This is a genomic window from Niveispirillum sp. (assembly GCF_052437035.1).
In the GTDB taxonomy this organism is placed as follows: Bacteria; Pseudomonadota; Alphaproteobacteria; order Azospirillales; family Azospirillaceae; genus Niveispirillum.
Map to the genome: position 1 here is coordinate 57,964 of NZ_JBQVOH010000009.1, position 14,601 is coordinate 72,564.

The 14,601-nt window shown below is 65.1% G+C and carries 19 protein-coding genes; 1 reads left to right on the top strand and 18 read right to left on the bottom strand.

Annotation, left to right across the window (positions count from 1 at the left end):
- The first annotated feature begins 4 nt into the window (after positions 1–4).
- Positions 5–466, top strand: coding sequence for a flagellar biosynthesis repressor FlbT (locus ACT6Q8_RS19915; RefSeq protein WP_444733907.1), 462 nt, complete (start codon positions 5–7; stop codon positions 464–466).
- Here ACT6Q8_RS19915 and ACT6Q8_RS19920 read toward each other — a convergent pair.
- The 18 genes from ACT6Q8_RS19920 to pseB form a co-directional block, all read right to left on the bottom strand.
- Positions 450–1,487: a ketoacyl-ACP synthase III gene (locus ACT6Q8_RS19920; RefSeq protein ID WP_444733908.1), complete on the bottom strand. Its 1,038-nt coding sequence runs from the start codon at positions 1,485–1,487 to the stop codon at positions 450–452. The genes ACT6Q8_RS19915 and ACT6Q8_RS19920 overlap by 17 nt on opposite strands.
- Positions 1,488–1,503: 16 nt before the next feature.
- Positions 1,504–2,232, bottom strand: a complete 729-nt coding sequence (locus tag ACT6Q8_RS19925) for an SDR family NAD(P)-dependent oxidoreductase (protein ID WP_444733909.1) — start codon at positions 2,230–2,232, stop codon at positions 1,504–1,506.
- Positions 2,229–3,383, bottom strand: coding sequence for an AMP-binding protein (locus ACT6Q8_RS19930; RefSeq protein WP_444733910.1), 1,155 nt, complete (start codon positions 3,381–3,383; stop codon positions 2,229–2,231). Before ACT6Q8_RS19930 ends, ACT6Q8_RS19925 begins: the two co-directional genes overlap by 4 nt.
- Positions 3,384–3,424: 41 nt before the next feature.
- The gene (locus tag ACT6Q8_RS19935; RefSeq protein ID WP_054169144.1) at positions 3,425–3,604 is read right to left on the bottom strand and encodes a hypothetical protein; all 180 of its coding nucleotides are present in this window, start codon (positions 3,602–3,604) and stop codon (positions 3,425–3,427) included.
- 5 nt (positions 3,605–3,609) lie between these two features.
- The gene (locus tag ACT6Q8_RS19940; protein WP_444733911.1) at positions 3,610–3,864 is read right to left on the bottom strand and encodes an acyl carrier protein; all 255 of its coding nucleotides are present in this window, start codon (positions 3,862–3,864) and stop codon (positions 3,610–3,612) included.
- A complete protein-coding gene (locus tag ACT6Q8_RS19945) occupies positions 3,861–4,691 on the bottom strand; it encodes an alpha/beta fold hydrolase (protein WP_444733912.1) in 831 nt (276 codons plus the stop codon). Before ACT6Q8_RS19945 ends, ACT6Q8_RS19940 begins: the two co-directional genes overlap by 4 nt.
- 4 nt (positions 4,692–4,695) lie before the next feature.
- Complete coding sequence (locus tag ACT6Q8_RS19950) at positions 4,696–4,926, bottom strand: acyl carrier protein (protein ID WP_444733913.1); 231 nt, start codon at positions 4,924–4,926, stop codon at positions 4,696–4,698.
- Positions 4,927–4,941: 15 nt separating this feature from the next.
- Positions 4,942–5,685 carry a cytidylyltransferase domain-containing protein gene (locus ACT6Q8_RS19955; RefSeq protein WP_444733914.1) on the bottom strand — a complete coding sequence of 248 codons (744 nt, stop codon included), beginning with the start codon at positions 5,683–5,685 and terminating at the stop codon, positions 4,942–4,944.
- Positions 5,685–6,731: a pseudaminic acid synthase gene (pseI, locus tag ACT6Q8_RS19960; RefSeq protein WP_054169074.1), complete on the bottom strand. Its 1,047-nt coding sequence runs from the start codon at positions 6,729–6,731 to the stop codon at positions 5,685–5,687. Before pseI ends, ACT6Q8_RS19955 begins: the two co-directional genes overlap by 1 nt.
- 75 nt (positions 6,732–6,806) lie before the next feature.
- A complete protein-coding gene (locus ACT6Q8_RS19965) occupies positions 6,807–7,154 on the bottom strand; it encodes a hypothetical protein (RefSeq protein WP_054169073.1) in 348 nt (115 codons plus the stop codon).
- Between the two features lie 70 nt (positions 7,155–7,224).
- The gene (locus ACT6Q8_RS19970; protein ID WP_444733915.1) at positions 7,225–8,223 is read right to left on the bottom strand and encodes a KpsF/GutQ family sugar-phosphate isomerase; all 999 of its coding nucleotides are present in this window, start codon (positions 8,221–8,223) and stop codon (positions 7,225–7,227) included.
- 19 nt (positions 8,224–8,242) lie between these two features.
- A complete protein-coding gene (locus ACT6Q8_RS19975; RefSeq protein WP_054169071.1) occupies positions 8,243–9,349 on the bottom strand; it encodes an aromatic ring-hydroxylating oxygenase subunit alpha in 1,107 nt (368 codons plus the stop codon).
- Positions 9,350–9,606: 257 nt separating this feature from the next.
- Positions 9,607–10,173 (bottom strand): GNAT family N-acetyltransferase, encoded by a 567-nt coding sequence (locus ACT6Q8_RS19980; protein WP_054169070.1) that lies wholly within the window; start codon positions 10,171–10,173, stop codon positions 9,607–9,609.
- A complete protein-coding gene (locus ACT6Q8_RS19985) occupies positions 10,170–11,048 on the bottom strand; it encodes an RHO alpha subunit C-terminal catalytic domain-containing protein (protein WP_444733916.1) in 879 nt (292 codons plus the stop codon). The genes ACT6Q8_RS19980 and ACT6Q8_RS19985 overlap by 4 nt, the downstream gene beginning before the upstream one ends.
- A complete protein-coding gene (locus ACT6Q8_RS19990) occupies positions 11,042–11,527 on the bottom strand; it encodes a Rieske 2Fe-2S domain-containing protein (protein ID WP_054169068.1) in 486 nt (161 codons plus the stop codon). Before ACT6Q8_RS19990 ends, ACT6Q8_RS19985 begins: the two co-directional genes overlap by 7 nt.
- Entirely contained in the window at positions 11,524–12,288 is a 765-nt protein-coding gene (locus ACT6Q8_RS19995) for an SDR family NAD(P)-dependent oxidoreductase (protein ID WP_054169067.1), read from the bottom strand. Before ACT6Q8_RS19995 ends, ACT6Q8_RS19990 begins: the two co-directional genes overlap by 4 nt.
- Before the next feature lie 4 nt (positions 12,289–12,292).
- The gene (gene pseC, locus ACT6Q8_RS20000; protein WP_444733917.1) at positions 12,293–13,510 is read right to left on the bottom strand and encodes a UDP-4-amino-4,6-dideoxy-N-acetyl-beta-L-altrosamine transaminase; all 1,218 of its coding nucleotides are present in this window, start codon (positions 13,508–13,510) and stop codon (positions 12,293–12,295) included.
- The gene (gene pseB, locus ACT6Q8_RS20005; protein WP_054169065.1) at positions 13,507–14,532 is read right to left on the bottom strand and encodes a UDP-N-acetylglucosamine 4,6-dehydratase (inverting); all 1,026 of its coding nucleotides are present in this window, start codon (positions 14,530–14,532) and stop codon (positions 13,507–13,509) included. Before pseB ends, pseC begins: the two co-directional genes overlap by 4 nt.
- Positions 14,533–14,601 lie beyond the last annotated feature (69 nt).

Consider the following 14,601-nt stretch of genomic DNA (forward strand, 5'->3'; position numbering starts at 1 on the left):
TGCCGTGCCTTTGAAACTTGTTCTGCGTCCGGGTGAGAAGCTGATCGTGAACGGTGCCGTTCTGGGCGTCGGCGATCATCCGGTTTCGCTGTTCTTCTACAACAAGGTCAATTTCCTGCGGGGCCGGGAAATCCTGAAGGAAGAGAACTGCGACACGATCGAGAAGAAGCTCTATTTCATCATCCAGCTGATCTACATCTTCCCCGAGGATGCTGAACTGAACCTGATCAAGTTCGGCATCATCCTGGAAGAGGCGCGGCTGGCGCATCCTGCCGAGTCGGCCCTGTTTGACGAGGTTCAGACGCTGGTGCAGTCCGGCAACTACTATCGCGCTTTGAAAATCTGCCGGAAGCTGTTTCCGGCTGAGACGGCGTCGGGTGCTGGTGACGCTGCGGACAAGCAGGCCAAGGCGCCGGTGGTCGTGACCAAGGTTCGCCGTCGCCCGGCGATCAACCAGCCGGAATGACGGTGCCCGTTTGATTCACCAATATGGTCCGGCATATCCGTGCCGGACCCGTGGTCCAAACGGCAGTTCCCCAGGACCAACCGACCCCGAAGCCGCACAGCAGCAGGGTCCGTTTACCCGACATCAGCTGACCGGATAGCGCGTCGGTCATGGCCAGCGGGATGGTAGCGGAACTGGTATTGCCCCGATCCGCCAGCGCCAGGACCAATTGATCCTCACGCGCGCTGATCTTTGCACCCAGCCGTCGCAGCATCATCTCATTCGCCTGATGCAGCACGACATGGTCGATGCCGTTGATGTCGGTGCCGGCAAGGGCCAGGGTGGCCGCGATGGTTTTCGGCACCTCCCGCAGGGTGAAGGCGAAAACCTGGGTGCCATCCATGAATAGCAGGGGGCCATCGGGCTGCCGGGTACCGCCACCGTGCTGGATCAGATACGGCGCGCCGGCCCCATCAGTGCCCGTGTCCACCGTCAGGCAGCCGCCTTCCGCGTCCCATTCCAGGGCCGTGACGGTGGCAGCATCCCCAAATAGGGGTGCGACAGAGCGGTCGTCGGGGGCCATGGTCCGGCTGGTTGTATCGCCTGCCACCAGCAGCGCCCGGCCCCGCCCCATCCCGGCCAGCAGCGATGCCGCCAGCCACAGGCCATAGACATAGCCGGAACAGCCAAGACCGACATCGAAGGCGGCGCATTGCTTGCCCAAACCCAGACGGTGCTGCAGCAGGCAGGCAGTGGCCGGCAGCGGATGGTCCGGTGTCTGCGTGACGCAGATCAGCAGGTCGACCGAGTCGTCACCCCAACCCAGCCCGTCCAGCAGGTCGCGTGCCGCCGGTAGGGCCAGATCCGACATGCATTGGCCGGGGGCCGCGATGTGGCGGCGGCGGATGCCGGTGGCGGTGGCAATCCGCTCTGCCTGATCGCCGCCGAACCGGGCCGCCAGATGCGCTACATCTTCCACCCTGACCGGCAGGGCGGAGACAATGCCGCGAAGGGCGATGCCGTTGATGCGGGCCTGGGCCATGCGCCTTACCTTCCGCTCAGCAGGTGATGCCGCCGTCGATGGTCAGCGTCTGCCCGGTAATATAGCGCGCACCATCGCCCAGCAGGAACAGAATGGCAGGCGCCACATCATCGGCTTTGCCCAGACGTCCCATGGGGGTGCGCCGTACGATCTGGTCGCGCTGCCCTGCCGACAGGGTGCCGGACATTTCCGTGTCCAGATAGCCGGGGGCCACACTGTTGACCGTGATCTGCCGCCGCCCCACCTCCCGCGCCAGGGCACGGGTCAGCCCATCCAACCCTGCCTTGGTCGCCGCATAGGCGCTAAGGCCGGTATAGCCGCGCTGCCCGATGATGGAGGAGATATTGATGATCCGCCCCCCACCGGGGCGTGACAGCATGTGACGCAGGACGGCGCGTGCCACCTGGATGGCCCCTGTCAGGTTGGTCTGGATCAGGCTGTCCACCTCCACCAGCGGCAGGGTCGCCAGAATCCCCTCCCGCGCGATGCCGGCATTGTTGATCAGTCCCCAGGGCGCCCCGAAACGCTGCACCGTGGTGTCGATGAAGGATTGGGTCGAGGCAGGCTCCCCGATCTCTGCCTGCTGCCAGAGCAGACGGTCGGGATAGGCGTCCAGCAGGGCCGGCAGGGCATCGCCCAGGCTGCGGCTGCAGGTCGCCACATTGTAGCCGGCATCCAGCAGGGTGCGGGTCAGGGCAAGGCCCAGGCCCCGGCTGCCACCGGTGACGATCACGGTACGGGTCATGCTTCCTCCGCGATGCGGCGCTTCTTGCCGGCGGCTGATAGGGGGAGCGCCTCGACAAGGCGCAGACGGCGGGGGCGGGCAGGGGGCGGCAGGTCGGCAACGGCCTGTGTTGCCAGCATCCGCCACCCCTCATCCATTTGCCAGTCTGGTGCGATGATGTCGGCGGCCAGGATGGCGCCGGTAATGGGGTTAGGCACGCCATAGACCACAGCATCGGTGACTCCCGGCAGGGCCAACAGCCGCCGTTCGGCCAGGACGGGGTTTACCTTGGCGCCGCCGACATTGACGACAAGATCATTTCGGCCACGGAATAATACCCGGTCACGGTCAATCTCAACCAGATCTCCAGTGTCATGCCAGACAGAATCGACCCTGGCTTCCAGTAAATCATTCTGAATACGGAATGATATTTTATCCGGTGGCTGCGATAGCCATGCGACGGGAAATCCTTCCCGACCGTCGGCCACCGTGAACAGGCGCCCCAGCTCAGTCGAGGCGTAGATGCAGCGGATGGGCACACCGGGAAAGCGTCTGGTAAGGGCGTCCAGCAGCGGTTGGTCCACCGCCTCTCCGCCCAGCGTGATGCGGGCCAATGGCGGTGCAGCACCTGACAGCAGCAGCACACGCCAGAAGCTGGGTGTGGCGCTGATATGGCTGGCACCGCCGGTTACGGCCAGCCGCGCCAGACTTGCGGCGTCCGCCATCGGATCGGCTAACAACCGCCCGCCCCCGGCCATGACCGTCAGCAGCACCTGCAGCCCTGCGAAGCCGCAGGCATCATAGGTCAGCAGCCAAATGCCACCATCCCCGCCGCGTGTGCCCGTGATTCCGCGCAGAACATCGTCAAATGACCGGGCAATACGCTTTGGCGTGCCCGTGGTGCCCGATGTTTCCAGCAAAAGCGTCTGGCCCGTTGCCTCAACAACGTCGGGTGCCGGCAGGCCGCCGCGCAGCAGGGCAAGTGGTACCTGCCGGTTCCAGGCCGCCAGCAGGCTGGCGATCAGCCGGGGCAGGTCCTTGCCATCTGCCGATAGCGGCCCATCGGGCAGGCTTCGCGCCATGGCCGACAGGTCGGGCCCTGTCCAGGTCCGGCCACCGGTGATCAGGAGGAATGCGGGATTGACCCAGGATGGGGTGGCGGCGTCTTGCATGGCGCCATCATGCGGCAGGGTGGGGCAGCATTCCAAGGGTTTCAGCCGCTGGCGATGGTAATCCAGGCCCAGATGACCCCGCCGACGAAGCCGATGAGGCCCGCGACGATCACCATGCCCCAGAGGAACTGCTTGAACTCCCCCTGTTTCCAGGCGCTGCGGGCCAGCAGCAGCAGGTAGAGCAGGACGCCAATGCCGATCCATCCCCAGATACCGGGCATGGCCATCACGCGGCGGCGTAAAGGGCGGCCAGTTCGCCAGCCGTGTTGAACTGCCGGAAGCCCTGACGGAACGGGTCCTTGCCCGTCACCCCCTCTAACGCCACGATCAGGGTGGCAAGGTCCAGGCTGTCGAAGGGCAGGGGGCCGTCAAGGAACGCGGTGTCCGTCGTCACGGAGGCCGCCGCGGTTTCGCCCTTTTCGGCCAGGATACGGGCGGTTTCGCGGGCGATCAGGTCCAGCATGCTCTGGGTGTCGGTCAATGGAAGCTCCCGATCAGGGCGTTGACGCGGCTCGCCGCCTCCACATGCGGCATGTGGCCGGCGCCGGGCAGAAGATGGAAGGGAATACCAGTCGGGATCGACTGAGGAGAAGGCGGTGGAACGATACTGTCCTGCGCCCCCCAGATCAGTTGCACCGGCACCTTTGGTGCCCAATCGCGGGTTACCAGCCGTTCGGAAAGATCGGCGCGGTTGGCATCCAGCAGCGCCTTGATCGCGACCCGGTTGGCCGGCACAGATTGGCGCAGCGTCAGGGCGCGGGCCATCGGCTCCACCAACGGGCCGGGTTCTGCGAACAGCTTGGCCGCAGCCAGCCGCGACTGTTCCAGGTCCGATGCATCGGCCAGACGGTCCAGGAACTGATGGTCCAGATCACTGCCCAGCCCCGCGCAGGCAATCAGGGTGGCACGCCCGACCTTGGCCGGCTGCTGATGGGCCAGCGACAGGGCGATGCGGGCGCCGAGCGAATGGCCCACCAGATCGACCAGGGACAGACCCCAGGCATCGATCAGGTCGCCGACCCAGCAGGCCAGATCATCGACATGGCCGGGCCCGACCTCCAGCGTGCTGGACCCATGACCCGGCAGGTCGGGGGCCAGCACAGCCCGGTCGGTGCCGAGCGCTGCCAGGTTGAACTGCCAGGTCAGGGCATCGCCGGCCAGACCATGCAGCAGCACCAGGGGCCGCAGCGTTCCTTCCCCGATACCCAACCGCCCGCCATTGATCCAGGCGGCCGGACGACCGGCAAGGTCGATCACCTGCCGTCTGATGCGGCTGATGGGTATGGCGGGGCGGGGCAGGGCGGACATGGGGTCAGGCGAGGTTGGCGCCGGTCAGGGCCAGCAGGTCACCAATGGTCTTGGCCTTGGCCAGATCCTCACCGGCCACGACATGGTCGAAATGTTCATCGACCAGGGCGATGAAGCTGATGACGGCCAGACTGTCCCAGCTATCCAGGCTGTCCAGGGCAGTGTCGGGCGACAGGCTGCCGGCATCGGTTTCCAGCATCTCTTCCAGGGCGGCCAGGAATTCAGCGCGCGTCATGACACACTCCTCACGTCAGGTCGGGGGAAGGGTCTTCTGAACCACATCCCGGTTGATCAGCGCCCATTGCGGATGGGCGCGCATGGCCGCATCCGCGTCGCGCCAGCCGAACGCTGGCTTAACGGGCAAAAGCGTTTCCAGCAAGTGCCGTACCAGGATCAGATCCTGTTCCGTATCGACGCACCAACGCCAGGGTGCCTCCAGCGAGGGACCGGACAGCCAGTTCAGCCGGAACCGGTCGGGCCGGCGCCATAGGAAGGGCATCACATGTTCCCGCTCGAACGGCTCCGTTGCCTCTTCCCAGGCGGCGCGTAGATCCGCCATCCCAACGATTTCCGCATCCAGCCCGCGCGGGTAGCGGGCAACATCGATGGCGGCATAGGACAGTGGTGGGTCAGCAGTGCAGTAGAGTGTGATCAGGTCGTCGACCAGAGCCGGGTCGATCAGCGGGCAGTCGCCGGTAAAGCGCACGGTGATATCGGCCTGCTGGGCAAGGGCTGCCCGGTAGAAACGATCCAGCACGTCACTTTCGCTGCCCCGGAAGACCGGCACCCCCAGCGCTTCCACATGGGCGGCCAGCGGGTCGTCACCCGGCAGATCGCTGGTCGCCACGCACAGGCCAGAAAGAAGGCGGGAACGGCGCAGGCGGTCGATCTGGTGGGCAATCAGGCTTCTGCCGGCCACCGCCATCATCACCTTGCCGGGCAGGCGGGTGGAGCCCATACGGGCCTGGATGATGCCGATGATCCGGGGGGCCATCAGGGGGCCTTGCCCAGCATGGTCCAATCCACCGGTTCCCCCCGCGTCAGGTCGCGGGCGGCAGTCCGGCCCAGGACGTCGGGAAGGTGCTTAGGCGCCAGACCCAGGCCGGGGCGGATGGAGCGGACATCGGCATCCGTCAACACCGTTCCCGCCGGCACGTCGCGGCTGACATAGAGGGAGCGGCGGAAGGTCCGCCCGCCCGCTTCGGATGGTTTCAGGGCATAGGAGATGTTGCCCAGGGCGGCATGGGCCACGCGGCAGGCCTCTGCCATGGCCTTGAACTCCGCCGGTTCCAAGGAAAAGGCGCAGTCCGGGCCGCCATCGGCGCGGGCCAGGGTGAAATGCTTTTCGATGATGACCGCGCCCAAAGCCACTGCCGCGACCGGAACCGCCACACCCATCGTGTGATCCGACAGGCCGACGGGCAAACCAAAGGCCTGGGCCATATGCGGGATGGTCGCCAAGTCGCAATCCTCCACCGGCGTCGGATAGCCCGAGACGCAGTGGAGAAGGGCGATATTGTCGTTGCCGGCCTCCCGCGCTGCCGCCACAGCCTCCGCAATTTCCCCCAAGGAGGCCATTCCTGTCGACATGATCAGCGGCTTGCCCGTGGCGGCGGCCTTTCGGATCAAAGGCAGGTCGATGAGTTCAAAGCTGGCGATCTTGTAGGCGGGTGTATTCAGGCTTTCCAGAAGGTCGATGGCCGTGGGATCGAACGGACTGCTGAACAGGGCGATGCCGGTGTCCCGCGCATGGTCGAACAGGGCCGCGTGCCATTCCCATGGGGTGTGCGCCTCCTGATACAGCTCATACAATGTCTTGCCTGCCCATAATCCGCCTTCCAGCCGGAATTCCGGGCGGTCGACATCCATGGTGATGGTGTCGGCGGTGTAGGTCTGGATCTTGACGGCATCGGCACCGGCATCGCGCGCCGCGTCGATCAGGCGGCGGGCGCGGTTGATATCGCCATTATGGTTGCCCGACATTTCCGCAATCAGGAAAGGCCGCTGGCCGGGCTGGAATCGGTCGGGAAAACGGGTCATGCCTGATGCCGGATGGGAAAGCGAAGGTCCCATGGTAGCATCGTGGAAGGTCAGAGAGGAAGCGGGCCGGTGAGATCAGGCCCGCCGCGTCATTTTCTTTGTCGCCGGACTGTCCACGTTATCCAGATAGATGATGAGGTTCAGCGAGCCGGCAATGACCTCCACAAACTTGTTCGACATGGAGGGCAGGCGAATCTTCCGATTGATACAGTAATTGACCAAAGACGCCGCTAGTTCTGCGGCGTTGCGGGGTACCATCGTGCGCTTACCGTCATCGTCCTCGATGATCAATTCAGCCGCGACCGGGTCCTCATGCAGCTCCAGGCCCACAACCTGGCCGACCGGCAGTTCCAGCCGTTGCTTGCGCATCAGATCGATGATGGCCTGGGTCGCCTCACGTTCCGTGAAGCCCAGGGTGCGCATCTCCTTCACCGGACTGCCCTTCTTGTTTCCACAACATATCCTTGTACGACATTAGGCAGAAATCCGCCGGTCAACCCAGCGATTTTTCAACCTCCAGCCCCGCAATATCGTGCAAACGCAGCAGACCAAGCGGGGAACCGTCACCGTCCACCACCGGCAAGACATTGATCTGGTGCGGTGTTTCCATGATTTCGAGTGCCTCCAGCGCCGTGGCATCGGGGCCGCAGGTGCGGCGCACGGGCGAGGTCATGCAGGCACCCGTATCCCGTTCCAGGAAGGTTTTGCCATGGGCGGCAAGGCCACGGCGGATGTCGCCTTCGGTCACGATGCCGGTCAGCCGGCCCGCCCCATCCACCACCAGGGCGGCACCGTTGGGGAAGCGGGTCATGGCCAGCAGCGTTTCGAAGATCGGCTGTTCGCCCGTGACCAGGGCCACCTGTTCGGGCGCCGTCACCATCAGGTCACGGACCTTCCCGGCCAGCACGATGCCCAGCGTGCCACCGGGATGGTTGTCGCCATAGTCGGCGATGGTGAAGCCGCGCCGGCTGGCGACGGCCACGACCAGCGCATCGGCCAGGGCCAGCATGGCGGTGGTGCTGGCGGTCGGCAGCTTGGTTTCCGTCGCTTCCCGTTCCACATGGCAGCGCAGGGTCCAGTCCGCGATCCGCGACAGGCCCGACGGCACGCGCGATACCATGGCCGCCACCTTCACCCCGCGCCGGGCCGCCACCTTGCCCAGGTCGATCAGTTCCTGGGTCTGGCCGCTGTTGGACAGCAGGATGACCAGGTCGCCTTCGCGCAGCGCGCCCAGTTCGCCGTGCAGGGCGTCCAGCGCCGAATAATAGAAGGCCTGCGCCCCCACCGACGCCAGTTTGGACGAGAGCAGCCGCGCGATCAGGCCGGATTTGCCTACGCCCGCCACCAGCGTATTGCCGGCCCCGCTGGCAATATGGCTGACGGTCGCCAGGAAATCGGCGTCCAGGCTGTCCAACTGGGCCAGCACGGCCTTGGCCTCAATCCGCAGCAGGTCGGCGGCGGCCATCAGGGCCGGGTCGTCACGATGGGTCATCTCAAAGTCCGAATGGCGTTCAATCCGCCTTAGATAGGGTCTGGATCGTGGCATGGAAATGACGGATGCGGTCCTCGTTCGCGCCCAGCAGGGCTGCCCCTTCGACATGGCGCAGGCCGGCACCCACCGCGGCGCAGACGGCCCTATCCTCCGACAGCAGCTTTTCATTCAAGGCCGCCAGATGGGTGGTGACGGCGGCCAGGGCCGCCTTGCTGGCCCCGTCCCTGGCCTTGGCCAGACACAGGCGATAGCGCAGGGTGAAGCTTTCCGGTCCCGTTGGCTCCAGCGTCTGCACGCTCATCATCCGTCCCGCCGTGATGCCGATGGCGAGGTTGGGGAACAGCAGCAGGTGGACATAGCCCTCCACCCCGGCCACAGCATCGACGGGGATCAGGCCCAGGCGTTTGCCAGCGCCTTCCCACCAGCGCTGCGCCTCTGCCCGGATGCCGGCATAGCCGATGGAGTGAGGACCAGACGGCACCACGCGCCAGGAACCGTCCACGACGGCGCGGAAGCTTTCAGCATGGACGGCATCGACGTGATAAACCTCCAGCACATTTTCGATCCCGACCTTCCAGTTGGCGTCCCAGGGCTGTGCCGCCTGCGCGAAGGGAGCGGACATGCCATCCGAGAGAGCCATCAATAGGTCGGTATGCGGACCCACGCTGTCCAGCAGGGACGGCCCGCCGGGGAGCAGCCGCACGAACAAGAAACGGCCGATGCGGTCCAGTTCATAGCGGGGCAGGGCCAGGGCCTGCTTGTCCGCCCTGTCCAGACCGAAACAATCAGCATTGCCGGGGATGCCGACGGGTACCCCGTCGCGGTCATAGGTCCAGCCATGATAGGGGCAGCGGAGCGGGCCACTGGCCGTGCCAGCCTCTCCCGCCCGCAACTGTGCGAAGCGGTGGGAACAGACATTGCGCAAGGCCCGCACCTCGCCGTCGAAATCCTGGATAAGGACCGACTGGCCCGCGATCTGCCGCACCAGCCAGGAACCGGGTTCCGCCACCTCATCCGTGAAGCCCACGAACTGCCAGGCATTGGCGAACAGGGACTGCTGTTCGGCCCGGTATCGATCCGCGTCACGGTATTCGGCGGCGGTCAGGGCGGCGGCGTGGGCCAGCATCGGGGAAGCCTGCGGTCAGGTTTGGGGGGCGTTGCGCAACGGGGAAAATTTGCTGTTTCGGAGTTTGGATCTTATCGGCTCCGATTGCGGATTTCTCCGAAATCTGGCGGTTCGTGCAACGGGTTGAAACAGAAAATAAGGGGGTGTTTCACCGCTTACGGCTTTCCCATACCCAAAGCCGATGGCTTTGGTTTGGGGTGGGCGCAAATCGGGCGTCGATGGGAAGGAGCATATCAGAAAGAAGGCTTTGGGGCAATTTACACCTCCCCCACGACCTGCCCGTCCATGTCCTGAAACAGGCCGAAGCGGTGGCGCACGGCGGCCCAGTCGGCGGCCCGCATTTCGAACAGATGGACGTCGCGTGGTTCGCCGTTTTTCAGGGCGTGGTCGCGCAGGACACCGACATGGCGGTAGCCCAGCATGGTTTGCCCCTTCAGCACACGTTCATTGCTGGAAAATACCTGATTGACCAGCTTGCGCAGGCCCAGCGTGTGGAAGCAATGGTTCAGCATGGGCGCGAAGTTGAGCGCACCGATGCCGGTGCGGCCCCGCCGATCCCCCATATAGACGCCGATGGTGCCGATCTTCCAATCGGCGTGGGTGATGGTGACGCTGCCATAGCCGACATCGATGCCATCGACCTGAATGATGCGGTGGACATAGTCGGTGCGGGCGTTGGAGCGGTCGATCCAGGCGCGCTGCCGGTCGATATCGTCGGGGACCTCGCTGAAGGATTGTTCGGCGATTTCGGGCAGGCGCCGCCAGGTCAGCAGCAATTCGGCGTCATCGGGCGTGGGCAGGCGGAAGGTCAGGGCGCTGGTCATGGGGCGATCCCGTCTGTCGGCAGCAGGGCGGACAGCGCCGCATGCACATCACCGATGCGTTGTTCACGCCAGCCCAGGATGCCGGGGCCGGTGGCGGCGATGCGCGCCTGCTGCACCTGTTCGCACAAGGGGCGGTCCTCATCGATCACCTGCCGGGCCGACGCCGCCAGCATGGAGACAAGGCCGCGCCGGAAGCTGGCGGCCTTGGCATCATCGGACGCGGCGGGCAGGAAAGTCCGCCATTCCAGGCGGGTCCGGTCCACGGCCAGCGGCATCACATGGTGGACGATGACCATGGTGCCATGGAAGCTGGCGACATAGAGATCGGGGAAGATGAAGCAATGGTCGTAAAGGTCCTGCACCGCGAAACGGCGCAGATGGCCGCGCGTGATCAGCTTGTCCCACCAGACCGCCGTCGGGTCCGACAGTTTCCATTGCGAGCGGCTGTGCGGGCCGAAACGGTCGGTATGCAGATGGCGGCGCCAATCGGCATCGACGGCGGGGTGAATGGTCTGCGGATGGACGGTGGAGCCGTGGAAATCATCCAGGGTGTTTTCCACCAGGATTTTCCAGTTGGCGGCAAATTCAGTGCTGTCGCTGGCCACCGGACTGTCGAGTGCGGTGGAGAGCAGCGACAGACGGTCGGCCAGGGGGCCAAGCCAGTCGGTCAGCGGTGGGACATCGTGCGTCTGGCGGCGGAACAGGAAGCCACCACAGGCGGCGTCGCCCGTACCCCCTTCATGGGCCAGCCCGGCAAAGCGCCAGGGCAGGCGGGTGGACAGGGCCGTCTGTTCGGTGGCGAAGGCCGAAGGATCGTGGAACCAGCGGGAGGCCAGCAACCGCCGGCGGGGTGGGGGATTATCGTAGTTCAGCATGCCCCCTCCCGCCGGGCAGAGGACCGGTACAGGATGGCGGAGCCAGGACCGATCACGGAACCGTCAGGCAGGGTGCGTTCCGTGCCATTGTCCGCCGTCCAGTCGGCGGGGACAGCACTGTCCGCATTCGGGTCCAGATGCGCGAAGACCAGACCGCCGGCCATGGCTACGCCGATAGCGGGCAGGGCCAGGGCGCGGCGCGCGGCATCGTCCAGGTGAAAATCGCTGTCATTGAAGGGAATGGCCTTTGGCACCCCATCCTGATCATAGACCCAGGCGTGATAGGGGCAGCGGAGCGGACCCTTGCCGGTGGGTTCCGTCAGCATCAGGGCGAAGCGGTGTGAACAGACATTGCGGAAGCCGCGCAGGGTGCCGTTGAAATTGCGCACCAGCACCGGAATGGCGCCGATCCAGCCCGTGGCCCAGCAGCCATGCGCCGCCAGATCATCACCATGGGCCAGCAGCACCCACCCGCTCATGCCGTGCGGCCCCCATCCACCACCATGGAGGTGCCGGTGATCCAGCGGCCCGCATCCGAGATCAAAAAACAGATGGCGTTGGCGACATCGTCGGGATGGCCGAAACCCAGCGGCTGCAACCTTTCCAGATGCGCGATCTGATCGGCATTCAGCTTTTCAAAGCCGCGTTCGATCAGTTCGGTCATTACGATGCTGGGCACCACGCAATTGACACGGATGGCATCGGGCAGCAGTTCCGCCGACAGGCCCTTGGTGGCGGCGATGATGCCGCCCTTGGCCGCCGCATAGACGACATTGGCAGGCGACGACGCGGTGGCGGCGGTGGAGGAGATATAGACAAGGCTGGCTTTGTCCGCCTTCACCCCCTTTTGCCGCAAACCCTTAGCCAGCGCCAGCGAGGCCCCCAGGTTGGTCCGCATCACAACGTCAAAGAAATCAGCCTGGAAGATGCGGATGGGGCGCAAGGTCTGGATACCGGCGCAATGGGCCAGACCGTCGAAGGGGCCATTGGCCTGTGCCGCCGCCTTCATCCAGGCGGGGATGGCGTCGATGGCGGACAGGTCGAAACTGTCGGCGCGGTGCCCGTCGCCGGGCAGTTCGGCCAGGGTGGCGGCCAGCCGGCCCTGATCGCGGCCCGTAATGGTGACGCGCGCCCCCAGCTTTGCCGCCAGGATGGCCGTGGCGCGACCGATACCGGCAGAGGCACCCGTGACCAGGATATGGCGGTCCGACAGGTCCATGGGATTGATGATGGCGGGCATGGGATTACCCCTTGATGATACGCGTCAGAGCGTCCACGACCCGATCCTGATCGGCCATGGACATGGCGGGATAAAGCGGCAGGGACAGGCAGCGATCATACCAGCCCGCAGCCCCCGGCAGATGCAGATCACCATAAAGACGCCGGTAATAGGGCTGGGTATGGACGGGGATGTAATGGACCTGACTGCCCACGCCATCCTGGCGAAGGGCGGCCATGAAGGCGGCCCGGTCCATGCCGAGCGCTGCGAAATCGATCAGTGCGACATAGAGATGCCAGCCCGCTGCCACGCTCGGCATGCGGGCCGATGGCGTCAGGATCGGGGCCAGCGGGGAGAGCGCCGTGTCATAGGTCGCGACCAGTTTGGCGCGGGTGCGCACAAAGGCATCCAGCTTTGCCAACTGGCTGATGCCCAAAGCCGCCTGGATATCGGTCATCCGGTAATTGAAGCCGGGTTCCGGCATCTCATAATACCAGGGATTGGGCTTGCCATCGGCGGCCAGGGCGGCGGTTGGGTTAGTGAACCCGTCCGGGTCGCGCGCCATGCCGTGGGACACGCCAGCGCGGACGCGCTTTGCCAGCGCGTCATCATTGGTGGTGACCATGCCGCCTTCACCCGTCGCCATGGTCTTGACGGGGTGGAAGGAGAAGCAGGCCAGGCTTGAGCGGTCGCAGGCACCCACCGCGACCATGCCCCCATCGGCCCCGGTCAGGCGGGTGCCGACGGCATGGGCCGCATCCTCCACCATGGTCAGGCCGCGTTCGGTGGCGAGCGCCGATAGGCCTTCCATATCCGCTGTCTGTCCGGCCAGATGCACGGGCGCGATGGCCCGCACGCGCCAGCCCCTGGCCTCCGCCCGTGCGATCGCGTCCTCCGCGTCCTGGCGGCGCATCAGGCCGGTATCGGGATCGACATCGGTGAAGGCCACCTGCGCGCCGACATAGCGTACGGCATTGGCGGTGGCCAGGAAGGTGACGCTGGGCACCAGGACGGCGTCGCCCGGTTCCAGGTCGAGCGCCAGCATGCAGATATGCAGGGCGGCTGTGGCATTGGCGCAGGCGATGGCATGGCGTGCCCCCACCTTCTCCGCAAAGGACCGCTCAAACCAGCCGATGCTGGGCCCTTGGGTCAGCCAGTCGCCGCGAAGCACCTGTTCCACGGCGGCGATGTCGGCCTCGTCAATCCATTGCCGCCCATAGGGCAGAAAGGGACCCTTGCTCACGAAGACCGCTCCAGCAGGGCGCGCATCGCATCCTCTGACAGCCATTCGGGATTGGTGTCGCTGCGATAGCTGAAACCATCGGGGACAGGCGTCGCCCCCTGCTTGGCATAAGGGCCGCGATCCCACCATTTGAAGGCGGGTTCGATGATGTAGCGGTCGGGTAGTTCCACCGTCTGCCGCGCGTCATCCTCGGTGATCATGATCTCGTGCAGCTTTTCACCGGGCCGGATGCCGACAATGCGGTGGGGCAGGGTCGGGGCCATGGTGTGGGCCAGATCGACGATGCGCATGGAGGGGATCTTGGGCACGAAAATCTCGCCCCCCTGCATCATGGCAAAGGAGGTGGCGACGAAATCCACGCCCTTGTTCAAAGTGATCCAGAACCGGGTCATGCGGTCGTCGGTGATGGGCAGTTCCTTCGCCCCATCCTCAATCAGCTTGCGGAAGAAGGGCACCACCGACCCGCGCGAGCCCACGACATTGCCATAGCGCACGGCGGCAAAGCGGGTGCCGACGGAGCCGGACAGGTTGTTGGCCGCCACGAAAATCTTGTCGGACGCCAGCTTGGACGCACCATAAAGGTTTACAGGGCTGGCCGCCTTGTCGGTGGACAGCGCCACCACCTTCTTCACCTTGTTGGCCAGCGCCGCCTGCACCACGTTCTCCGCACCGTTCACATTGGTGCGGATACATTCGATGGGATTGTATTCGGCGGTGGGCACATGCTTCAGGGCGGCGGCGTGGATGCAAAAATCAATTTCCCGCATCGCCATGGACAGGCGCTGCTGATCGCGGACATCGCCGATGAAGAAGCGCAGGACGTCGCGGTTATCCATGTCCGCGAATTGCTGCTGCATCTCATACTGCTTGAATTCATCGCGCGAGAAGATGACCAGCCGGCGCGGCTTGCCGTGTTTCAGCAGAAAACGCGTGAATTGCCGGCCAAAGGAACCGGTGCCGCCAGTGATCAGGACGGACGCGCCCTTGAACAGGGCGGGGGCGCGGGTGGGCTCTGTGCTCATCTCAATCCGGTTCGCTGACGGGCGGGCGGGACATACATGCTAGCCAGTTTGGCGGGCAGGGTTAAGTAT